Source organism: Thiomicrorhabdus marina, assembly GCF_017571465.1.
GTDB lineage: Bacteria > Pseudomonadota > Gammaproteobacteria > Thiomicrospirales > Thiomicrospiraceae > Thiomicrorhabdus > Thiomicrorhabdus marina.
On the sequence record NZ_JAGETV010000007.1, the window covers coordinates 29,019 to 46,330 of the forward strand.

The following is a 17,312-nucleotide window of genomic DNA, read 5'->3' on the forward strand; positions in this document are numbered from 1 at the left end:
TTTTTCAGGAGTGTATGGGGTTAAAAATCAATACTTGCGCCAAGCCAGAATTGGCGGCCTAAAGTGTAATTGTTGGTACCGTCATCGACCTTCTGGACTTGATCAAGCAGGTTTTTGGCATCTACGGTAAAAGTCATCGTCTGGCCGAGCCAACGATATTTATAGCTCAGCGATAAATCCAACTTAAATAAGGGATCGTAATCGACATAGCGATAAATTTGGATCTTGCGCACCGCATTGGCGTCATCGTCATCTTGCACTGAATCCAATACAAATGAATTCGACTCAAAGTTTTGGTATTTGCCGGTATAGGTGGCAAACAGACCGATATTTAGCCCTTTGCTGGCTTGGTAACCGTAAAACAGTTTTAAGGTTGCCGGAGAGTTATCTTCAATGGTGCCGAAATCGGACATGGAGTAGAGTTGTCCCTGATAAATAATGGCGGAGTTGTCAATGTCGTCGGCTTCATCGTTATAGCCTTCGACGTAGTTTTTTGACCCCTTGCCTTTAAAGAAACTGGCCAAAATGCTGTGTTTGGCCCAAGATTTCTGCCATTTAATCCGGAACGATTGGTGTTTACTCCAGCCGTTATTGGTTAGCGTGGTGTAGGTGTGACCATCATCGGCCACCGCACTGGTTTCGCTGGTAAATTGATCATGACCATCGCGAAACACTTGCTCCATCGACAAGATTCCGCCCAATAGTTTGGCTTCCAATCCAATGCTGTGCTCATCGCTGTATGGCGTTTTTAGTTTTGAGTACTCGGTAATATCGGTGTGGTAATCATCGCCTAAAGACCACTGGTCGGGGGTCACGATTTTCTGACCGTTTTCATCATAACCGCCGAGTAGGCCGCGAGTGTATTCCTGATAGTTTTTACCGGATTGGCGCAATTTGTGGGACAAAAAGGTATTGGCGTAATAGCGATTCAGTCCGGCGGTTAAGAAAATATCTTTATTGCCGAAAAGGTCGAATTTCCCCAAACTGCGGTAGGCGATATCGTGATTTTCCATAAAGTCGTTATAGTCATAACGTGCGCCTAGGCGCAGCATCAAACGCTGCCACTGCATGGAATCTTCCAAATAGAAACCGGTGTTGACGATTTCCGCCTCGCGGGTGCCAGCGAGATAAACCGTCTTGTTAGCGGCATACTGTTCACCTTCAACACAAGCGTCTGCGCTGCCGCAATTAAGGTTGGCGATACCGGCTTCAGCTTCGCCGTCTCTGTGGCTGACGGTATAACGATTAGCGTCTTGTGTACGGGTTTTCGTGGCGGCAACACGATTCAATTCTGCACCGAGTTTGACGGCGTGTTCAGTTTCGCCGGATTGCATGCGTTTGAAGGCAAAATCGCTTTTTAAGTACATACGGTTCTGTTCGCTTTCCAAATCGCCGTAGCCTCCCTGACGAGAGTAATTGCCGTCATAGACTCTACCCCAGGGAAAGGTATCGGTGTGCGCCCAGTAATAATAATTTTGCGGCGCTTCGCGGCTATTGACGCTTTGGTTAATCGAAAAGCTGCTGTCCATGCTGCCGAGAGCAAAATGACTTTCCAGTTCAAGATTGAGTTTGCTACCGCCGCCGTTGACCGTATATTCACTGTCTTCGACATTCTGTAGCAGACGGTTTTCCGAATAGGGGGCGGTACTGAAAGTGATATCCAAAATATGGTCGTCGTTAAAAAAGTGCGTCCATTTGGTCAACAGATTATCCAGCGTGCGCTGCTCGTTTTCGGTGCGGTCTAAATGCAGAACCGGAATGTCCGATGTTGCGCGATTGTAATTGATGTAAAAAGCGTTACTGTCATTGACTGGGACGTTAACAAATAGATTGTAGTTGAGCTTTTCGAATTTAGGTTGATCGTCGGCCGCACTGCGCGACAATTCGAAATCGGTTTGGTCTTCGACGTGAAATTTGGTTAGGCTATCGGCAGTATAGCGCACCCCAAAATGTGCACGGAACTCGCCTTCGGCACGTTTGGTTTTGGCCTCGACTACACCGCTACTAAATTGACCGAATTGCGCTGAGACGTTGCTGCTGTAAACATTGATCGATTCAATCAAGTTGAGATTGAGGTACATCTCCTGCGGATGGCCTTCCAATTGGCCTACATTGCTGGTGGTCGAGCCGGGGTCAAGAATTGAATTATTCGGCGAGCCATCGACAATAAAATTGTTTTGGTAATAAGCCCCGCCTAAAATCGAGACCTTACCGGGTTTGAGTTCACCCGCTTGGTTGGAGGTGTTAGCTGTGTCAATGACTTCGACCTCGGGCAGAATCATCAAAGCTTCATTCATGTCGCCGTTGCTTTTCGGTAGGGTTTGTAAGATTTCTTTGGAAAGGGTGGTCTTTCCTGCTTCGCTGCTGTCGGCTTTAATTTCCGCTTCCGGTTCGGCATTGACGACTACGGTCGATAGCTGTGCTTCGGCATAAGCGAATTTAGGTACCATTAATAACAGGCAACTAAGTGTTAAATAAAATGCGTTGGTTTTGCGCATGGATTGCTCCAGAAAACAGAAAGACAGGTGTTTTGAAACACCTGTCTTTTTGAACAACAGAGTCGGTTTTATTCTGCTGTCGAGTTAAAGAAAGGGGTTAAGTCGCTGCTGTCGGGAATGCCGTCATTATCTACGTCGCTATCCAGTGTCAGTCCACAAGCTGCTATCTGTTCGGCGGTCGCGCCTTGGTCATAGAAATCAGGCAGGCCGTCACGATCGTTGTCCACCGTGGCAACATCACAACTTTCAAAAGCATCGTGCTGATAAAGTGAGTAGGAGATTTGGCGCAGGCTTTGCAGGTAGTTGGCTTTTAACGGCAGATATTGATTAGCCAATTGCAGCGCCGAATTGATTTGATTGATGGTCGCGTAACCCCAGATCGCACCCTGATAGGCTTTTAATTGATTCGAGGTGTCGGCAATTTGCGCAGCGGTCTCTAGCAATAAATCGGCAGACTTTTGAACACCTTCCGGCTGATTGTTTTCTAAGTAGAAACCTTGCAGGCCGCCGCTGAAATAAAGGGTAGAGTCGTTGCTTGGAGCTGTGCCGTACAGCGCCACTGCCCGAGCTTGATAATCTTCTTGAGCGGAGTCGCTATCCAACATTTCGCTGCCGGCGATAATGTCATAAATATCTTCAAGAATGGTGGAGATCATGCTCATCGCGACACTGCCGTTATCGTTGATGATGGTGGCAAGGGTTGCTAAACGAGAGCGGCGTTCGCCGGCATCGGTAATGGTTAGTGCAAATTGACGTGCTTGTTCGGCGTATTCAAAGGCTTGCTCATTCATGCCCATTTCAAAGTAGTGGCGGGCAATGTAGGTCAAACCGTAGGCTTGCTGGTAAGGGTCGAAAACCACGGCATTGGCCGGAGCCGATTCATCGCCGGTGATAATGTCGATCGCCTGCTGCATCATTTGTGCCGACAATTCGCTTTCGCCAGCAAAGTGATACAGATTGGCCAGTTTGGCATAACCGTAGAGCACATAGTTCGTGGTTTTTAAGGCATCGGTGGTCTCTACCGCATCGGTAATCGCCTGATCCAAAAGGGTTCGTGCCGTATCGATAGCCAATTTAGCATCGGCCAGTTGACCGTTGTTGATTAAGTTAAGCGCCAAGTACGGTGTTGATTTACTTACGCCGCTATAGGTAAGCGATTTAACGGCATTGCGGTATTCGGTGGAAGCGGTACCCGGCATAAGGTTTTCTTGAATCAATTCAATCGCATCGCCGGTGCTTAACGTTGGGTTATAAACGGCGTAGTTTGCCCAAGCATTGGCGATATAAGTATCGCGTACCATGCTATTGATAACCGTTGTGACCTCTTCCAATGAGGTTCCGGCGTCGGCTAGGATCGGCATCATGAAATTGGAGAGATAGATGTCGGTGCGATAAGTCGTATCGTTGTTGCCTGTATTGCCCTCAATACCGTCATCGGCACGCAAAGCGTAAATATCATTAAAAATTTGCAAAGCGCGTGCTTTGTCTTCTGCGGAACCGAGATTCTGGTAGTAGGCTTCGGCAACACCGAACATCGCGAAGACGCGCATCAGGTAATACCAACGCGACGGTGTATCCGGGTAGTTGCTTTTCCGATTAGGCGGTGTTTGTTGAGCAATAGTGTAAGCGTCTTCCAAGGTCTGTCTGGCTGTGGTCAAATCGCCGTCTTGTGCATACAAAATCGCTGCGTTGGTCAAGCCGCCTGCATAGGCGCCAAATGGCGTTGAATTGTCGCCGAATTCGCTGACTAGCGATTGCATATAAGCGGTGAGGGCTTGTGCCTTATCGTTCAGACCAAGTTGGCTGAAGGCATAAACCATCTGATTCACATCAACCACATCTGCCGATTTAATCGAAGCCGCGCCTTTGGATTGCAGGTAACTTTTGAACAGCACGAGGCTCTTGTCCAACATTGCTTCGGCATCTTCCGCGCTCAGGTCGTTATCGATATAGTATTCGGCAATGTCCAGCAAAATCTGGTATTCCGATTCGGGGGTGAAGATATTGCGGTTGGCGTATTGCAGCGCCAATGCAGGGTTGTCGTTGCTTAAATAGCCTTTAGCCAGATTGAGGTATACCGACTCCATGGTGGCGATATCGGTTACGCCGCTGATGATGTCTGCCGATTGCGCCAGATGCGAAGCGGTCGATTGATAGTAGTATTCGCGTTTGGCTTCGCTGCTGTCTTCCAGAGCTTGCGCCAACTCTTGACGATGGTTAAGCAGGTTTTCGTTTTCTACTTGGTTCAATGCAATCTCTGCCACTTCGCTACTGATGTCGGGGACTTGCATTTCGGCATCGGTCACATCTAAGGTTGCTACGTTTTGCAGCAAGCCAAGCAGCAGCGCGATTTGAGTGCGGTTGACTTGACCAACCGATTGGCCTGATAAATAGACCAAGATCGCATCGGTCAGTTTGTCGGCATTGGCGATGACCGTTGCATCGGCAAAATCGTGCCCGGCAAATAAGTCGCTTTGCAACAGGGTGTGTTGGCTGATGAAACGGTTAATGGTGTCTTGCGTGTTACTGGCACTTCCGAGGTTGGCACTCAGTGCCAAAAGTTGATTGATCAACTCGTTGCTGAGGCCGCTGTTTTCGATAACGGCATTAATTCCGGTCTGATCGTCGGTTTCATTTAAGGTTAGGTCGGCAAAGCCGTTGTCCAGATTTTTGGCAATTAAGGTCAGTAGCATGGCTTTGTGTAATAAAGCGGCACTGCTTTCTGTTGATTGGGTCAGATCGCTCGGATCGATATTTAATTCCGCGCTAATTGCGGTTTGCGCCTGTTGTAAGCTGTCGCCGGCGTTCATGCGCTGGGTGACTAAAGACGTTAGCGGAGTGACAAAATAGCGATTGTTGGCCGTATCTTGCAAACCGGCAGGAACCGAAAACTGTACACCGGTTAGATCCTCGCCGGTTGCTGAATCGCTACCGCCGGTAGCGTAAATAGCGTACTCGCTTAAGTCAATTTGCCCGGATAGGGTTAAGCTGAAAGCGCCGAGCGCATTGGTTAAGGTTTTTTCCGCTAGGCATTCGCTTGCCAGATCAATACGGCAAATCTTCACTACCGAACTTTCTACTGCCGGATCGACAACAAAACCGTTGATGGTACTGCTGGTGCTCGTATCCGGTGCGCTTGATTCCGAATCCGCGCCGGTCGAACTGCCGCCGCCTCCGCAAGCACTAAGCGCGATAGCGCCGCTGGCAATGAGAAGACTTTGTAGGAGAGGTTTCAGTTGAGTTTTCATAATGTGTCCTTAAGCGTTTTAGCGTTAGTTGGGAAGTGTCGGAGTGGCGACATAGCGACTGTTCTCTGATGAAAGAGTCAGTAGAAACAGCTCTAAGTCCTGCAATTCGTTTTTTGTTAGATTGAGTGGTTGAATCAGCGGGGATAATGCGGGTTCCCCGGGTTTGAGTTTTTTTCTAAAGGTCATGCCCGCGTTGTACATGTTCAATACTCCGCGAATTGATGGGAACAGACCGTTGTGCATATAAGGGCCGGTGTGTTTAATACCCCGCAAACCGGGCGTGCGAAACAAACCTTTATCTTCTTCTTGAGCGGTGCTGTTGAAGCGGCCTAAATCTTCAAATTTACGACCGTAGTAGCTCAGGCCGGTGTGATGAAATTTATTGTCGGTAAGGAAAGTACCTTGATGGCAGACAATACAGCGGGCTTTGGTGCGAAATAGATGCAAGCCGTTTATCTCCCGGTCATTCAGTTGCTGGTAATCGCCTTCGACAAAACGGTCAAAGCGGCTAGGACGAGAAACCAAGGTTTTCTGAAAGCTGGCTAGGGCATCGGCTAATTGCTCAGCGCTAATAGTAGTATTCACTTGTTGCGGTTGATAAATTGCCGCGAACTGTTGGCGATAGCCGGTGATTTGATTTAGCTTGCTCAAGGCTTCAGGTAGCGTAGAGTGCATCTCTAGCGAGTCTTGAATCGGCATTAAAGCTTGATGTTGTAAGCTCTGCGCCCGCCCGTCCCAGAAAAGTGGTTGAAAAGCCGAGACATTGAGCAAGCTCATGCTGTTGCGCAGACCTTGTTGGCGGTTATGTCCGAGAGCTTTGCGTTTGCCATCCGCCCAACCCAGCTGAGCATCATGACAAGAAGCGCAGGCAATTTGGTTGGAACGCGATAGACGCGGATCAAAAAACAGCTGTTTTCCTAGTCTTACCTTGTCTGCATTGTTTTCTTTAAACTCTTTGATTTGTGCAATATAGGCGTTGATTGAACCCAGTTCAGTTATCTTTAGGTTCTCTACTTGAATAGCGGGCGGCCAAGCATCCAATGGCTTACGGTAAGCAGAAGTAAGGGCATTAGGGCTTTCGGTGAACTCTTCCTTTGCATTGACCGATTTGCTTTGTGCGTTAAAGCTAGCAGCAACCAAACTGCATATCAGCAAGGATAGGATGCTTGGTTTGCAAAATGAAATGTTCATTTTTTCAGACATAGACTATTTTCGTAATTAGTATTTATATTGCAATAGTTAATGTAAATTGTACTAATTCTCATTTAGATTAAAAGAGAGTGTCCTTGGTATTTATATTGTGCATGTCTTTTTTGCTGTGAAATCTATTCGCTTATTAAATGGAGTGACAACGCAGGAAGAGCTCCTAAAGCCTGTCGTTAAAGACTATTTGACAAATTTGTGGTTAAAAATGCATTTTATTAAAAATGGTTGTTTTAAGAGATTCGTTAAATCTTGCTTTTCTTCGTTTGAAGGTAGAACTCTTTGCTGTTTGCATTTAGCTAGGCAAAATATAAGGCCAGCCTTTAGGGTGTGGCATAACTTTGATTGGTAAGCCGTACACGTTGGATAGTAAGTTAGCTTGGTATACTCGCTTGACTTCGCCAAGAGCTTGAATCTTTCCATCTTTTAGGATTAGGCTTCTATCCGAGTACTGCGCGGCAAGATTTAGGTCATGTAGTACCGCAATGACTCCAACATTGTGTGTTTTTGCAAATTGTCTGGCGGCCTGAAAAACTTGATGTTGATGCGCAAGATCCAGATTAGATGTACATTCATCAAGCAGTAGGTAGCGGTCTGAAAGTGTAGAGCTACTCTGATGCTCTAGCTGTGCGAAGACTCTTGCCAATTGAACTCGCTGTTGTTCGCCTCCTGATAAGGTTAAGTAGTTACGAGCCTGTAAATGGGCAACTTCAAAGCGTTCTAGTGCTTTTATTGCTGTCGGTAATAGTTGCGCTTTGGGAATTGGTTGAAGCGCCATTTGTACAACCTCGCGTACTAGAAAAGGGAAGTCTAGTCGAATGAACTGTGGCATAACTGCTCTTAGTTCAGCAAGTTTTTCATCGGTTAGCTGATTGATTGACTGTTGGTTAATTTCTATTTTGCCCGAGAAGTGCTGGAAATCCCCGCTTAAGCACTTTAGTAGCGTTGATTTTCCCGCGCCATTTGGCCCTAAAATAGTAAAAATTTCCCCCGGTGCGATGCTGACCGAAATGTTTTCTAGGATACGTTTATTTGCGGTTTCAAAAGAGAGGTTTTTAGCAACTAACATTTTACCATCCTATTTTGTTACGTCTCTGTAGCAGTAGCCACAGAAAAAAAGGGCCGCCAAAAGCAGCTATGACGAGTCCGATGGGAAGTTCTGCGGGGGCGAGTAAGGTTCGAGCAAGCATGTCCGACAAGGTAACCAGTATCGCACCGATGATTGCACTACCGGGAAGTAGCCAACGATGATCAGGTCCAAGTAATATTCTGACTAGGTGAGGTGCGGCTAGTCCGATAAAACCGATCATGCCGCTCACGGCAACCGCAGCGCCTACGGACAGTGAGCTAAATATTATGACGCCGGTTTTAAGCTGCTTGAGTTTGTACCCCATATGGCGACAAGCCGATTCCCCCATTAAAAAAGCATTCAAGCTTTTAGCGTAGTAAGGCAAGGCGATAAGGGCGAATAGTATTGGCAAAACAGCAATGGATAAATCTTCTTTAGATGCACTGGCAATGGATCCCATGCTCCAGAAGGTAAGGTTACGTAGCTCTTCGTCGGTGGCGTAATAAGTCAGTATTCCGGTCAGGGCAACGGCAATCGCATTAATTGCAATGCCGGCAAGTAGCATTAGGCTTACGTCAGTTCGACCGTTGCGAGTAGCAATCTGATAAATGATTAGAGTGACGGCTAAGCCCCCAAAAAAAGCAGCCGTCGGTAAAGCTAAATCTCCAGCCCAGCCAACATAGTCTGAAAGAGCACTACCGCCGAGAACAATCACGGTGACTGCTGCTAAAGCTGCCCCGCTTGAGACTCCTACTAAGCCAGGGTCTGCCAAAGGATTTCGGAATAATCCTTGTAGAGCGGCGCCGGCAATACCGAGCGCTGCACCGACTAAGATTGCTAATAGAATACGCGGCAGGCGAATATCGATTACTACTTTTTCAGTCATAGGATCAACTTCGGTTATTAAGGCCGCACTGGCTTGACTCCAACCGGTTTGGATTGCTCCGACAGAAAGTGAGTAGACTGCGATGATTAGCATCAGAAAAATCATCGCAGCTAGACCATAATAAGGGTGGTCGAACAGACGAGTGTTAGTCATGGTGTATCCTGTAGATCGCGAAAAGAAAGTTGGTTATTTCTGTCATAAATATGATTTGCGAGTTTGAGAATTTCCTCGCCGATACGCGGACCAAAGTTTAAAAAGCTATTATTCATGACGATTAAGTTTTTTTGTTTGCCTGCTTCGGTCATGCTGATTGCCGTAGAATTAAGCATGCTTTCACGTCCACCTGAAGATTGTAGTCCTTGCTGCATGGTGATAAGAAAGCTTGGGTTGTAAAGAATGGCGGACTCAGCTGTTAGTGGCTTGTAGCCTGTAATCAAGTCAGCCGGTGCATTATGAACACCAGCAAGGCGTAGCATTTCATCAGCGCGCGTGTTTTTGCCGGCAACCATCATATTGCCGTTACGCATTCCCATGGTAAAAATAGCGTGTTTCACTTTATTACCGGTGAGGCTTTTAATTTTGCTCTGCGTTTCGGCAAGTTGCACTTGGATTTTTCTAATCATGGCTTCGGCTTCAACATCTTTATCTAACACTTTGCCCATTTCGCGAATCTTGTGATAGACGCCACCAACAGTAAAATTGTTTTTTATTTGAACAACTTTGACTCCCGCTTCTTTTAATTGAGTAAACACTTTCTGCGGTTTGGCGTCGGTGGTGGTAATCACTAGGCTTGGGTTGAGCGAAAGAATCCCTTCGGCACTGAGTTGGCGCATATAGCCAACATTAGGAAGTTTGGCTGCTTCAGCAGGGTAGATACTCGTGACGTCACGGCCAACAATTAGGTCTTTGCTGTCCAGTGCATAAGCTATTTCAGTAAGTGAGCCGTCAATTGTAATGATGCGTTCAGCATGCGCTTTATGCGAAAAGCCAAGGATAAGCACGATAAAAGCCAGTCCGGAAAGTAAATATCGGGCATTTTTGATCTCGCAAGATATACAAAGTTTCATAAGTCTTTCTCCTTTTAACGGTGCCTAATGTTTATTGAGTAATTTGCAAATCGAGGTGAGAAGGCCTTGCCATTTTGCTGTCATTGTCGGATCCTTTCGTGCTTTGGGATGTAGGTAGAGCATTGCGATGGGTTGATTTGCATGATCAAACCATTCAATCGATTCGATGATTTCCTGGTCACTTGGTTTATAAACTTTCCAAGCTTGTGAAACGGAAGGTAAATTCAGATGCATATGAAAAGTTTTGTCTAAAACGTTCAGCCACGGCCCAGTTTCCATAAGCTTGTCAATCGTGCCGTTATGGATTTGTGTGCATACGCCGTTTGGCGCAAAAATCAGAACCGGCACTTGCAGAAGGGCGAGCTGCTCCAAGGTAAATTTAACGGAATCTGGATTTATCTGTGTGGCTACATCGACGAGTTGTTGGTATGCCTGTGGACGGCTAATGCCGTAGCTTTTTAGTAGCGGGTTAAGTTGATGTGAATTAGTCATTTGTTCCCATCGTTTTTTGAATTCAAGCCATTCTTGTTCTGAAGGCTGCGCTTTTAATTCGCCTTTGTGATCGGAAGATTTGGGGCTGGGCATGACAAACTTGGTGCAATACTTTTGAATTAAGTAATGATAAGCGTGATGGTCACTTTTCTCTGTCAGGTAAATTTTGTGAATGGCTCGTCCCTCAGTATCGAAGAATTGCAAACTAAGACGTTCATTTTCATTTACTGAAAAGCCCCAGGAAACGTCATTAAGACGTAATCGGATGTCAATGGGTGGGTTTTCTAAAATCATATGATTGTGGCGGAAACGAGGGTTGTAATAGCTTCCGTGATGTTCGAAAACCATGCTGTCATTGCGAGTTAAAGCCATGACTTCGCCAAGATTTTGCACAGCAATCAATAAGTCCTGTAAGCGGTCAATATCCAAAGGTTGAGCTTGAGATGGGTAAGACAAGGCAACATATTCAGCCTCGCTGATTCCTAGTGTCTTTGCTGCTTCGCGTGCTCTTGGACGAAATTCGGAATTTTGCAACTGATGCTTGTGTTCGGCTAGAGTATTAATTTCCATTACTGTGCATCCTCATCCCAATTTTCAACTTCAAACACTAAAGTACCGTTTTCCCAAGATTTCACTCGGATGCGAGCATATTGATAATCTCCATTGGTATCTGCGGTTGCGGAACGTAAAATCCAGCCGTTGGATGCATCGTCGTGAATCGTTATAGTGTGAGTGCTCATGTCGTAGGTATACCAGTCTGTAAACTGGCTGGTGGCTGTATCTTCTAACCATTCTGTGCAGGAAGCTGAACTGACCGAGTTGAATTCGGTTAAGGTGTTCTCTGCGGTTTTAGATTCAAACTCGCTTTGAACTGGCGCCCCGTTTTCATCGTAAAGATTCGAGTAGCTGTGCGCTAAACAGCCGCTTACATTGCCTTCACCAGAAATGCCGCCGTTGGTTTTGAAGCCGACATATTTTTGATAAGCCATTTGCCATAATTGATCGGAACTAACGGTGTTTCCATTTGCTAAATCAAGGTATGCCGCTTGTGTTGAATCGGTTGCTGCATCTAGTGTGGTAACTGAACTGGGTTCGTTTTCCGCGGCAGCGGCATATCGAATCCTTAACGTTGCACTAGGCGAAGTACCGTCTTCGCCGTAATTACTAATGACTTGGGCTTTGTAATAGATTCCGTTTTGTTCAAAAACGTAGGTGGCGAAGTTTGGCCACATTTTATGGCTGCCTGCGACGTTGTACTCAAGAGGCCCGTAGCCGCCAGGCGTTGAAAGTACTCCGCTAGCACTGTCTTCGAAGTATTTATAAACTTGGCTTAAATCGGTCGGGTCGGTAATCTCGAATGGACTGTCAGTCAAGATTGCGCCGATACCTGCTGAACCTGTACCGGAGACTCCGCCATTGACTTGGATAGTGTGGCCGTATCCGTCGGAACTGATTTTTAATTCCCAGTCAGCGCTTTCGTCAACGATGCTATTGGTTTCTAAGTCCCAATAAACCGTTGTGCCGCTGTAGTTCAGCGCTGGGGTATCAACGCTGCTTTGAAAGCTACGAGTTTCTGCCGGTGTTCCGCTCGCGTTATCTGAAGGGAGGGCCGTATTGTCTGATGATCCGCCGCCACCGCAAGCGCCTAGACCCAAGGCTAAAAAAAAGATGCTACTCGATTTTAATAAGGTTTTCATAATGATACTGCTCCTTTAGTTAGAGTGTTGCTTGTTTAATTGGCACTGTATTGCCACTTCAGTCCGGCATAGAGATAGCGACCTTCTTCAGGACGATAGTCCGTTCCGTCGAAGCGGCGCTGGATGTCGGTTAGGTTATTAATGCCCGCATACCATGACCATTGATCGTTAAGATGATGGTTGAGCTTTACATCAAGAACTGAGTAATCTGGTGAAATCTGCTGGTTATCTGCGTCGATGAACTGTTCAGATTCGTAGCGCCAGTAAGTGGCAATATTTAGCTGTTTGCTTAAGTCGGCGGTGATGCCGAATTTGGCTTCATGTTGCGGACGTTTGACAAGATAATTTCCGGTTGTTTCATCGATAGCTTTAAGCCATGTATAACTGGCATTCAGCTTCAACCATGGGCGTAGCTGGCGTTGCAGTTGCAGCTCTAAACCTCTGGTTGTGACTTTTTCAAAGTTTTGATAGCGATAGACTGCAAGATTTTGAGTCGTTGAGTCTGCTGCTGAATAGGCGGTTTCAATTAGATCGCGAGCATTGTTATAGAAAAGGTGTAATTGCAAAGAGCCTTGATCCGCAAAATACCAATCTGTTCCTAGCTGATAACTGATTGAGCTTTCGGGTTGCAAGTCTGGATTGCCTAGTACCATATAGCCAAGATGACTGTGGTCGAAGATGTAGTAACGTTCTTTAAGGTTTGGCACTCGATAACCATTGCCAACGGATGCGCGAATATTGAAACGCCCCAGTTCGGAATGTTCGATCGCCCATAAAGCACTGACCATTGGAGAAATGTGTGTTCCAAAGTCTGCATCATGGTGTAGACGCACCCCTGGTAAAACCTCTAAATTTGCGGTTGCAAACCAGCTATCTTGGATAAACCATTCCTGCGATTGTGCGCTTTGATTGTCTACTTCGGTTATCCAGCCATCTGCTTCTTTATATTGACGAACATTTAGGCTTTGCTGGTTCACTTCAACCCCCATGGTGAGGTGGTGATTGTTAAGATCAAGTTGATAATCAAAGGCAGCTAAATATTGGTTAATATCCGTTAAACGCTTTTGGTCGATATAATTCGAAATTTGTACATCTTGGCGCGACTCATTATTGAATTCCTCCGCGTTAAGTCGCAGTTTCCAATTTTGCTCGCTTTGTATAACAGCTCCGACCTGATAGGAATCGGTTAGTTCGACTTTATCAAGAGGCTGATTGCCTACTCCAGGAACAAAATTATCGGTGACGTTCAATAAGTCTTCTTGGTAATATCGTGGTAAAAGTGACAGCTTGATGCCGTTGTCGAATTGATAACCTAGGTTGCCTGAAAAAGTGTTTCGAGAGCCGATTTCTCCCTGATTTGCCTCTGTTTGAGGATTAACTTTCCAGCCGTTTGAATCATCTAGTTGAGCATTGAATTGTAGTTCCCATGCCGATTTTTTGGCGGCTGCGTTAAAGCGTGCTATTTGGCGGGCAAATGGATTTGCGTCCAGATTTTGATTTTGCCAAGTGCCGCCTTGAACTTCGGCGGAAAGGTGGGTGCCGTCTTTCGGAGCGGTAGTGATGACATTGATCACGCCACCCATTGCAGATGTTCCGTACAATGCGGAAGCAGCGCCTTTAATAATCTCTATGCGTTCAATATCCGCGGTCATAATTTGAGTTACGTCAATGCTTGATCCAGTTGAAGCTGGGAGAGGATTTCCATCAATCAATACCAGAACTCGATTGGAGTCGAAGCCCTGCATCCATACTCCAATACCTTCCTTTCCATGCAGTTCTTTAAGCATTACTCCAGGAATATTACGTAAAGCATCCGCTAGATTTGTTGTGTGCTGTTGTTCTAGGGTTTCTCTGGTAATGACTTCTGTTCGAACAGGTGTTTCCTTTAAGTATCTAGGTTCTTTGCTTGAAGTAACAATAATGTCCTCCAAGGAGGAGCTCTGTTCTCTCATCGATTCTTGAGTTTGTAACTCTGTTGCGGAAGCTGAATTTGCACATCCCAATGCAGAGATTGCTGCTATTAGCGCTAACTTTTTTATATTAATCATAATGTAATTTGTATTGATAACTGTTCTCATTATTATTAATATATGATTTTTATTGTCAATAAGAATAGGAGAAAAAAGTGGGTTCTAATCTTTCTATGGATGAAGTTTTATTGGAATTTCATGAGTTTACCGGTTCTAAGAAGAGCGTGGTATTGGGTACGGTTGGGGGTGATGGAAGTCCAGAAGCAAGCTATGCACCGGTGTTGAAATTAAATAATCGGTTTTATATTTATGTTTCCGAGCTGTCTAAACACACTGAGAATTTACTGAATCACTTACAAGCGAGTTTGCTGTTTATTGAAGATGAAATGAAAAGCAAACAAATTTTTGCTCGTCAAAGGGCGACAATAAAAACTCATGTGAAAGAAATCCAGCGAGGTAAAGAAGCATGGGAAAAGATACTGGATGCTATGCAAGGTAAGCATGGTGGCTTGATAGAAATGCTTAAACCTCTGGATGACTTTCACCTGTTTGAAATAACGCCCATTGAGGCTAGTTATGTGAGAGGTTTCGCTCAAGCTTATAAGGTAACGGGTACAAACTTATCTGAAATTACTCATAAAAACGATAGAGGTCATGGGAGCAAACAATAACTTTGATTGAACGAAATTGTAATAAAGCTCATGATTTTAGAGCGAGAATCATCCATAAAACCGTGGTTTAATACGGGATGTCGGTCAGATTGATGGATTTACGAGTAGCTTATGGATAATGGTTTGATTTTTGCCTTGTTATTAGATGGACAGGGGGGCGCTAAGCCGCTTAATTGGCAGCAGGTAAATGCTTGGAAGCTGGAGCAGGGAGAGCTGTGGTTGCATTTGGATTACAGTGTCTACCAGACTAAGGAGTGGTTATTTAATGACGCCGACCTTGATTTAGCGGTTGCGGAAACTTTATTAAGCAGTGAGTCTCGTCCGCGTTTTAGTCAGCTAGATAGTGGTAGCTTAATGGCGTGGCGCGGGGTCAACCTGAACCCAAATGAAGAGCCGGATGATATGGTCGCTTTGCGTTTATGGCGCGATGAACACCGCTTGATTACAACGTTGAAGCGCGATCTGTCTTCGGTCAATGAGCTGGTCACTCTGTTAGAGCGGAAACGCGGTGCTTTGAATTTGAGCGAGTTAATGGTTGAACTGGCGGATAAATTGGTCGGACATATCAGTGAAATTGTCAATAACTATGAAGAGCAGATGGCAAGTCTTGAAGAACAGGTCATCGAAGATAGTAGTGCTAAGTTGCGTTCAGAATTGAGTCAATTGCGTCGCCAAGTAATTAGCTTGCGTCGTTATATGACGCCGCAAAAAGAGGCATTGATGCGTTTTTCCATGGAAAAGTTGGCATGGATGAATCAGCATGAACGTATTGAGCTACGTGAAGTTGTAGATCGGATTACTAAAGAGTTGGAAGATTTGGAAGCTTTGCGTGAGAGGGCAGTCGTGGCTCAAGAGGAATTGCAGAACCGTTTGGGCGAACAGCTCAATAATCGTATGTATATGTTGTCGATTATCACCGCAATATTCTTACCGCTAGGTTTTTTAACAGGGATGTTTGGAATCAATATCGGGGGGATGCCCGGCGTGGAAAATCCGAATGCTTTCCGCTATTTTGCGTGGATGATTGTGATTTTGGTAGCGATACAGCTAGTGATTTTTAAATGGAAGAAGTGGTTCTAGTTACTTTGCCAAGCCGGTAATAAAAAGCCTCAATAATTCGCCAATGCTGTTCACTTAAGGAATGTATTTATTAAAAATGGAGATTGTCACGGCTCCTAAAAGAATGGCATCGCAATGATCAAAACTTGTCATTGCGAACGCAGTGAAGCAATCTTTATTGCTTAAGTGGACAGCATTGTCGATAATTCGCGGCCTTCTGTTTTAAGCGAACTACTTTTTCTTTTTCGCTTTTTTCTTCGGTTTCTTTTTCGCGGCCTTGGCCTGCGCTTTGATTGCTGATTTAATGGTGAAATTTGGTTCCAGACCGGTAATTTTGGATTGTGGAATTTGCTGTTGTAGATGGTATTCGATACGTTCGAGCGCTTTCAAATCGTGGCGTTCAACTAGGTTAATTGCAATGCCGACTTGTTGCGCGCGGCCGGTACGACCGATACGGTGAATATAGATATCGCCGCGGTATGGCAGATCGTAGTTGATAACGTGGGTGATATTGAGCATATCCAAACCGCGAGCGGCAACATCGGTTGCGACCAAGACTTTGATTTTACCGCTTTTGAATTTATGCATTTTTTCCATGCGTACGGCTTGGATAAAGTCACCGTGTAGCACTTGAGCACTGACGTTTTGCGATTGCAGGTAATCAGTGACGGCAATCGCTCGGTCTTTTTTATTGCAGAACACAATTGCGCTTTTACAGCTGGCGTCATTCAGAATATTGGTCAGCAGAGCGTGTTTATGGTCTTTATCATTTGCCAGATAAGAGACCTGTTGGATTTGCTCAGATTTTTGGTTCGGCGCATCAATTTGTACCTCTTCCGGCTCGTCTAGAATCTCTTCCGCGAACTTACGTACACCGGCACCAGAAAGGGTGGCTGAGAATAGCGCGGCTTGGAAATCGCCCGGAATGGCTTCCAGCAGTGTGCGCACTGTTGGCCCTTGTCCCATGTCTAACATGCGGTCGGCTTCATCTAATATCAATAGCTCGACATAAGAAAGGTTGACCTGATCTTCTTCCATCATCTTCGCCAAACGTCCCGGTGTCGCGACCAAAATATCGGTCGGCTCTTTTAGGGTTTGTGCTTGTCTGGCTTGGTTAAAACCACCGGTAATGACCGCGGCTGGAAAATCACAGGCGGTGCCGAGCTGTTTAACGGTTTTATGAATTTGAAATGCCAGTTCGCGGGTCGGTGCTAGAATCAAAACACGAGGGTTGCGTGCCGGCTTTGGTTCGTCTAGAAGGTATTGCAGAGCCGGTAATACAAACGCTGCGGTTTTTCCGGTTCCGGTTGCCGCCCCGACTAACACATCGGCACGATCCAACATCAGAGGAATCGCTTCCTGTTGTACCGGAGTGGGCTTGTGGTAACCCATTTTTTCAATCCCTTCAAAAAGGGCCGAGTCTAAATCAAATTCATCAAATGTCATCTGGCG

General features: G+C 45.7%; 12 protein-coding genes. 2 read left to right on the plus strand and 10 right to left on the minus strand.

Annotated features, from left to right (window positions below; all coding sequences use genetic code 11):
- Positions 1 to 20 precede the first annotated feature (20 nt).
- The 9 genes from J3998_RS05630 to J3998_RS05670 form a co-directional block, all read right to left on the minus strand.
- Complete coding sequence (locus tag J3998_RS05630) at positions 21 to 2,498, minus strand: TonB-dependent receptor (RefSeq protein WP_208148503.1); 2,478 nt, start codon at positions 2,496 to 2,498, stop codon at positions 21 to 23.
- Positions 2,499 to 2,566: 68 nt separating this feature from the next.
- On the minus strand, positions 2,567 to 5,746 hold the full coding sequence (locus J3998_RS05635) for a hypothetical protein (RefSeq protein WP_208148504.1): 3,180 nt from the start codon (positions 5,744 to 5,746) through the stop codon (positions 2,567 to 2,569).
- Positions 5,747 to 5,770: 24 nt separating this feature from the next.
- Positions 5,771 to 6,937 carry a cytochrome-c peroxidase gene (locus J3998_RS05640; protein WP_208148505.1) on the minus strand — a complete coding sequence of 389 codons (1,167 nt, stop codon included), beginning with the start codon at positions 6,935 to 6,937 and terminating at the stop codon, positions 5,771 to 5,773.
- Between the two features lie 307 nt (positions 6,938 to 7,244).
- The gene (locus tag J3998_RS05645; protein ID WP_208148506.1) at positions 7,245 to 8,018 is read right to left on the minus strand and encodes a heme ABC transporter ATP-binding protein; all 774 of its coding nucleotides are present in this window, start codon (positions 8,016 to 8,018) and stop codon (positions 7,245 to 7,247) included.
- 1 nt (position 8,019) lies between these two features.
- Positions 8,020 to 9,057, minus strand: coding sequence for a FecCD family ABC transporter permease (locus J3998_RS05650; RefSeq protein WP_243750611.1), 1,038 nt, complete (start codon positions 9,055 to 9,057; stop codon positions 8,020 to 8,022).
- Positions 9,054 to 9,971 (minus strand): heme/hemin ABC transporter substrate-binding protein, encoded by a 918-nt coding sequence (locus J3998_RS05655; RefSeq protein WP_208148507.1) that lies wholly within the window; start codon positions 9,969 to 9,971, stop codon positions 9,054 to 9,056. The genes J3998_RS05650 and J3998_RS05655 overlap by 4 nt, the downstream gene beginning before the upstream one ends.
- Before the next feature lie 24 nt (positions 9,972 to 9,995).
- Positions 9,996 to 11,033 carry a ChuX/HutX family heme-like substrate-binding protein gene (locus J3998_RS05660; protein WP_208148508.1) on the minus strand — a complete coding sequence of 346 codons (1,038 nt, stop codon included), beginning with the start codon at positions 11,031 to 11,033 and terminating at the stop codon, positions 9,996 to 9,998.
- Complete coding sequence (locus J3998_RS05665) at positions 11,033 to 12,160, minus strand: HmuY family protein (protein WP_208148509.1); 1,128 nt, start codon at positions 12,158 to 12,160, stop codon at positions 11,033 to 11,035. Before J3998_RS05665 ends, J3998_RS05660 begins: the two co-directional genes overlap by 1 nt.
- Before the next feature lie 35 nt (positions 12,161 to 12,195).
- Positions 12,196 to 14,208 (minus strand): TonB-dependent receptor plug domain-containing protein, encoded by a 2,013-nt coding sequence (locus tag J3998_RS05670; RefSeq protein WP_208148510.1) that lies wholly within the window; start codon positions 14,206 to 14,208, stop codon positions 12,196 to 12,198.
- A 77-nt stretch (positions 14,209 to 14,285) separates the two neighbouring features.
- On the opposite strand from J3998_RS05670, the gene J3998_RS05675 reads away from it, so the two are divergent.
- Positions 14,286 to 14,801, plus strand: a complete 516-nt coding sequence (locus J3998_RS05675; protein WP_208148511.1) for a pyridoxamine 5'-phosphate oxidase family protein — start codon at positions 14,286 to 14,288, stop codon at positions 14,799 to 14,801.
- A gap of 111 nt (positions 14,802 to 14,912) precedes the next feature.
- Positions 14,913 to 15,881, plus strand: a complete 969-nt coding sequence (locus tag J3998_RS05680) for a zinc transporter ZntB (RefSeq protein ID WP_208148512.1) — start codon at positions 14,913 to 14,915, stop codon at positions 15,879 to 15,881.
- 210 nt (positions 15,882 to 16,091) lie between these two features.
- Here J3998_RS05680 and J3998_RS05685 read toward each other — a convergent pair whose 3' ends face one another.
- Positions 16,092 to 17,306, minus strand: coding sequence for a DEAD/DEAH box helicase (locus tag J3998_RS05685; protein WP_208148513.1), 1,215 nt, complete (start codon positions 17,304 to 17,306; stop codon positions 16,092 to 16,094).
- Positions 17,307 to 17,312: the final 6 nt, after the last annotated feature.

Coding starts and splice junctions, on each gene's coding strand:
- J3998_RS05630 (WP_208148503.1), bottom strand. CDS start 2,498: ATGCGCAAAACCAACGCATTTTATTTAACACTTAGTTGCCTGTTATTA.
- J3998_RS05635 (WP_208148504.1), bottom strand. CDS start 5,746: ATGAAAACTCAACTGAAACCTCTCCTACAAAGTCTTCTCATTGCCAGC.
- J3998_RS05640 (WP_208148505.1), bottom strand. CDS start 6,937: ATGAACATTTCATTTTGCAAACCAAGCATCCTATCCTTGCTGATATGC.
- J3998_RS05645 (WP_208148506.1), bottom strand. CDS start 8,018: ATGTTAGTTGCTAAAAACCTCTCTTTTGAAACCGCAAATAAACGTATC.
- J3998_RS05650 (WP_243750611.1), bottom strand. CDS start 9,057: ATGACTAACACTCGTCTGTTCGACCACCCTTATTATGGTCTAGCTGCG.
- J3998_RS05655 (WP_208148507.1), bottom strand. CDS start 9,971: ATGAAACTTTGTATATCTTGCGAGATCAAAAATGCCCGATATTTACTT.
- J3998_RS05660 (WP_208148508.1), bottom strand. CDS start 11,033: ATGGAAATTAATACTCTAGCCGAACACAAGCATCAGTTGCAAAATTCC.
- J3998_RS05665 (WP_208148509.1), bottom strand. CDS start 12,160: ATGAAAACCTTATTAAAATCGAGTAGCATCTTTTTTTTAGCCTTGGGT.
- J3998_RS05670 (WP_208148510.1), bottom strand. CDS start 14,208: ATGATTAATATAAAAAAGTTAGCGCTAATAGCAGCAATCTCTGCATTG.
- J3998_RS05680 (WP_208148512.1), top strand. CDS start 14,913: ATGGATAATGGTTTGATTTTTGCCTTGTTATTAGATGGACAGGGGGGC.
- J3998_RS05685 (WP_208148513.1), bottom strand. CDS start 17,306: ATGACATTTGATGAATTTGATTTAGACTCGGCCCTTTTTGAAGGGATT.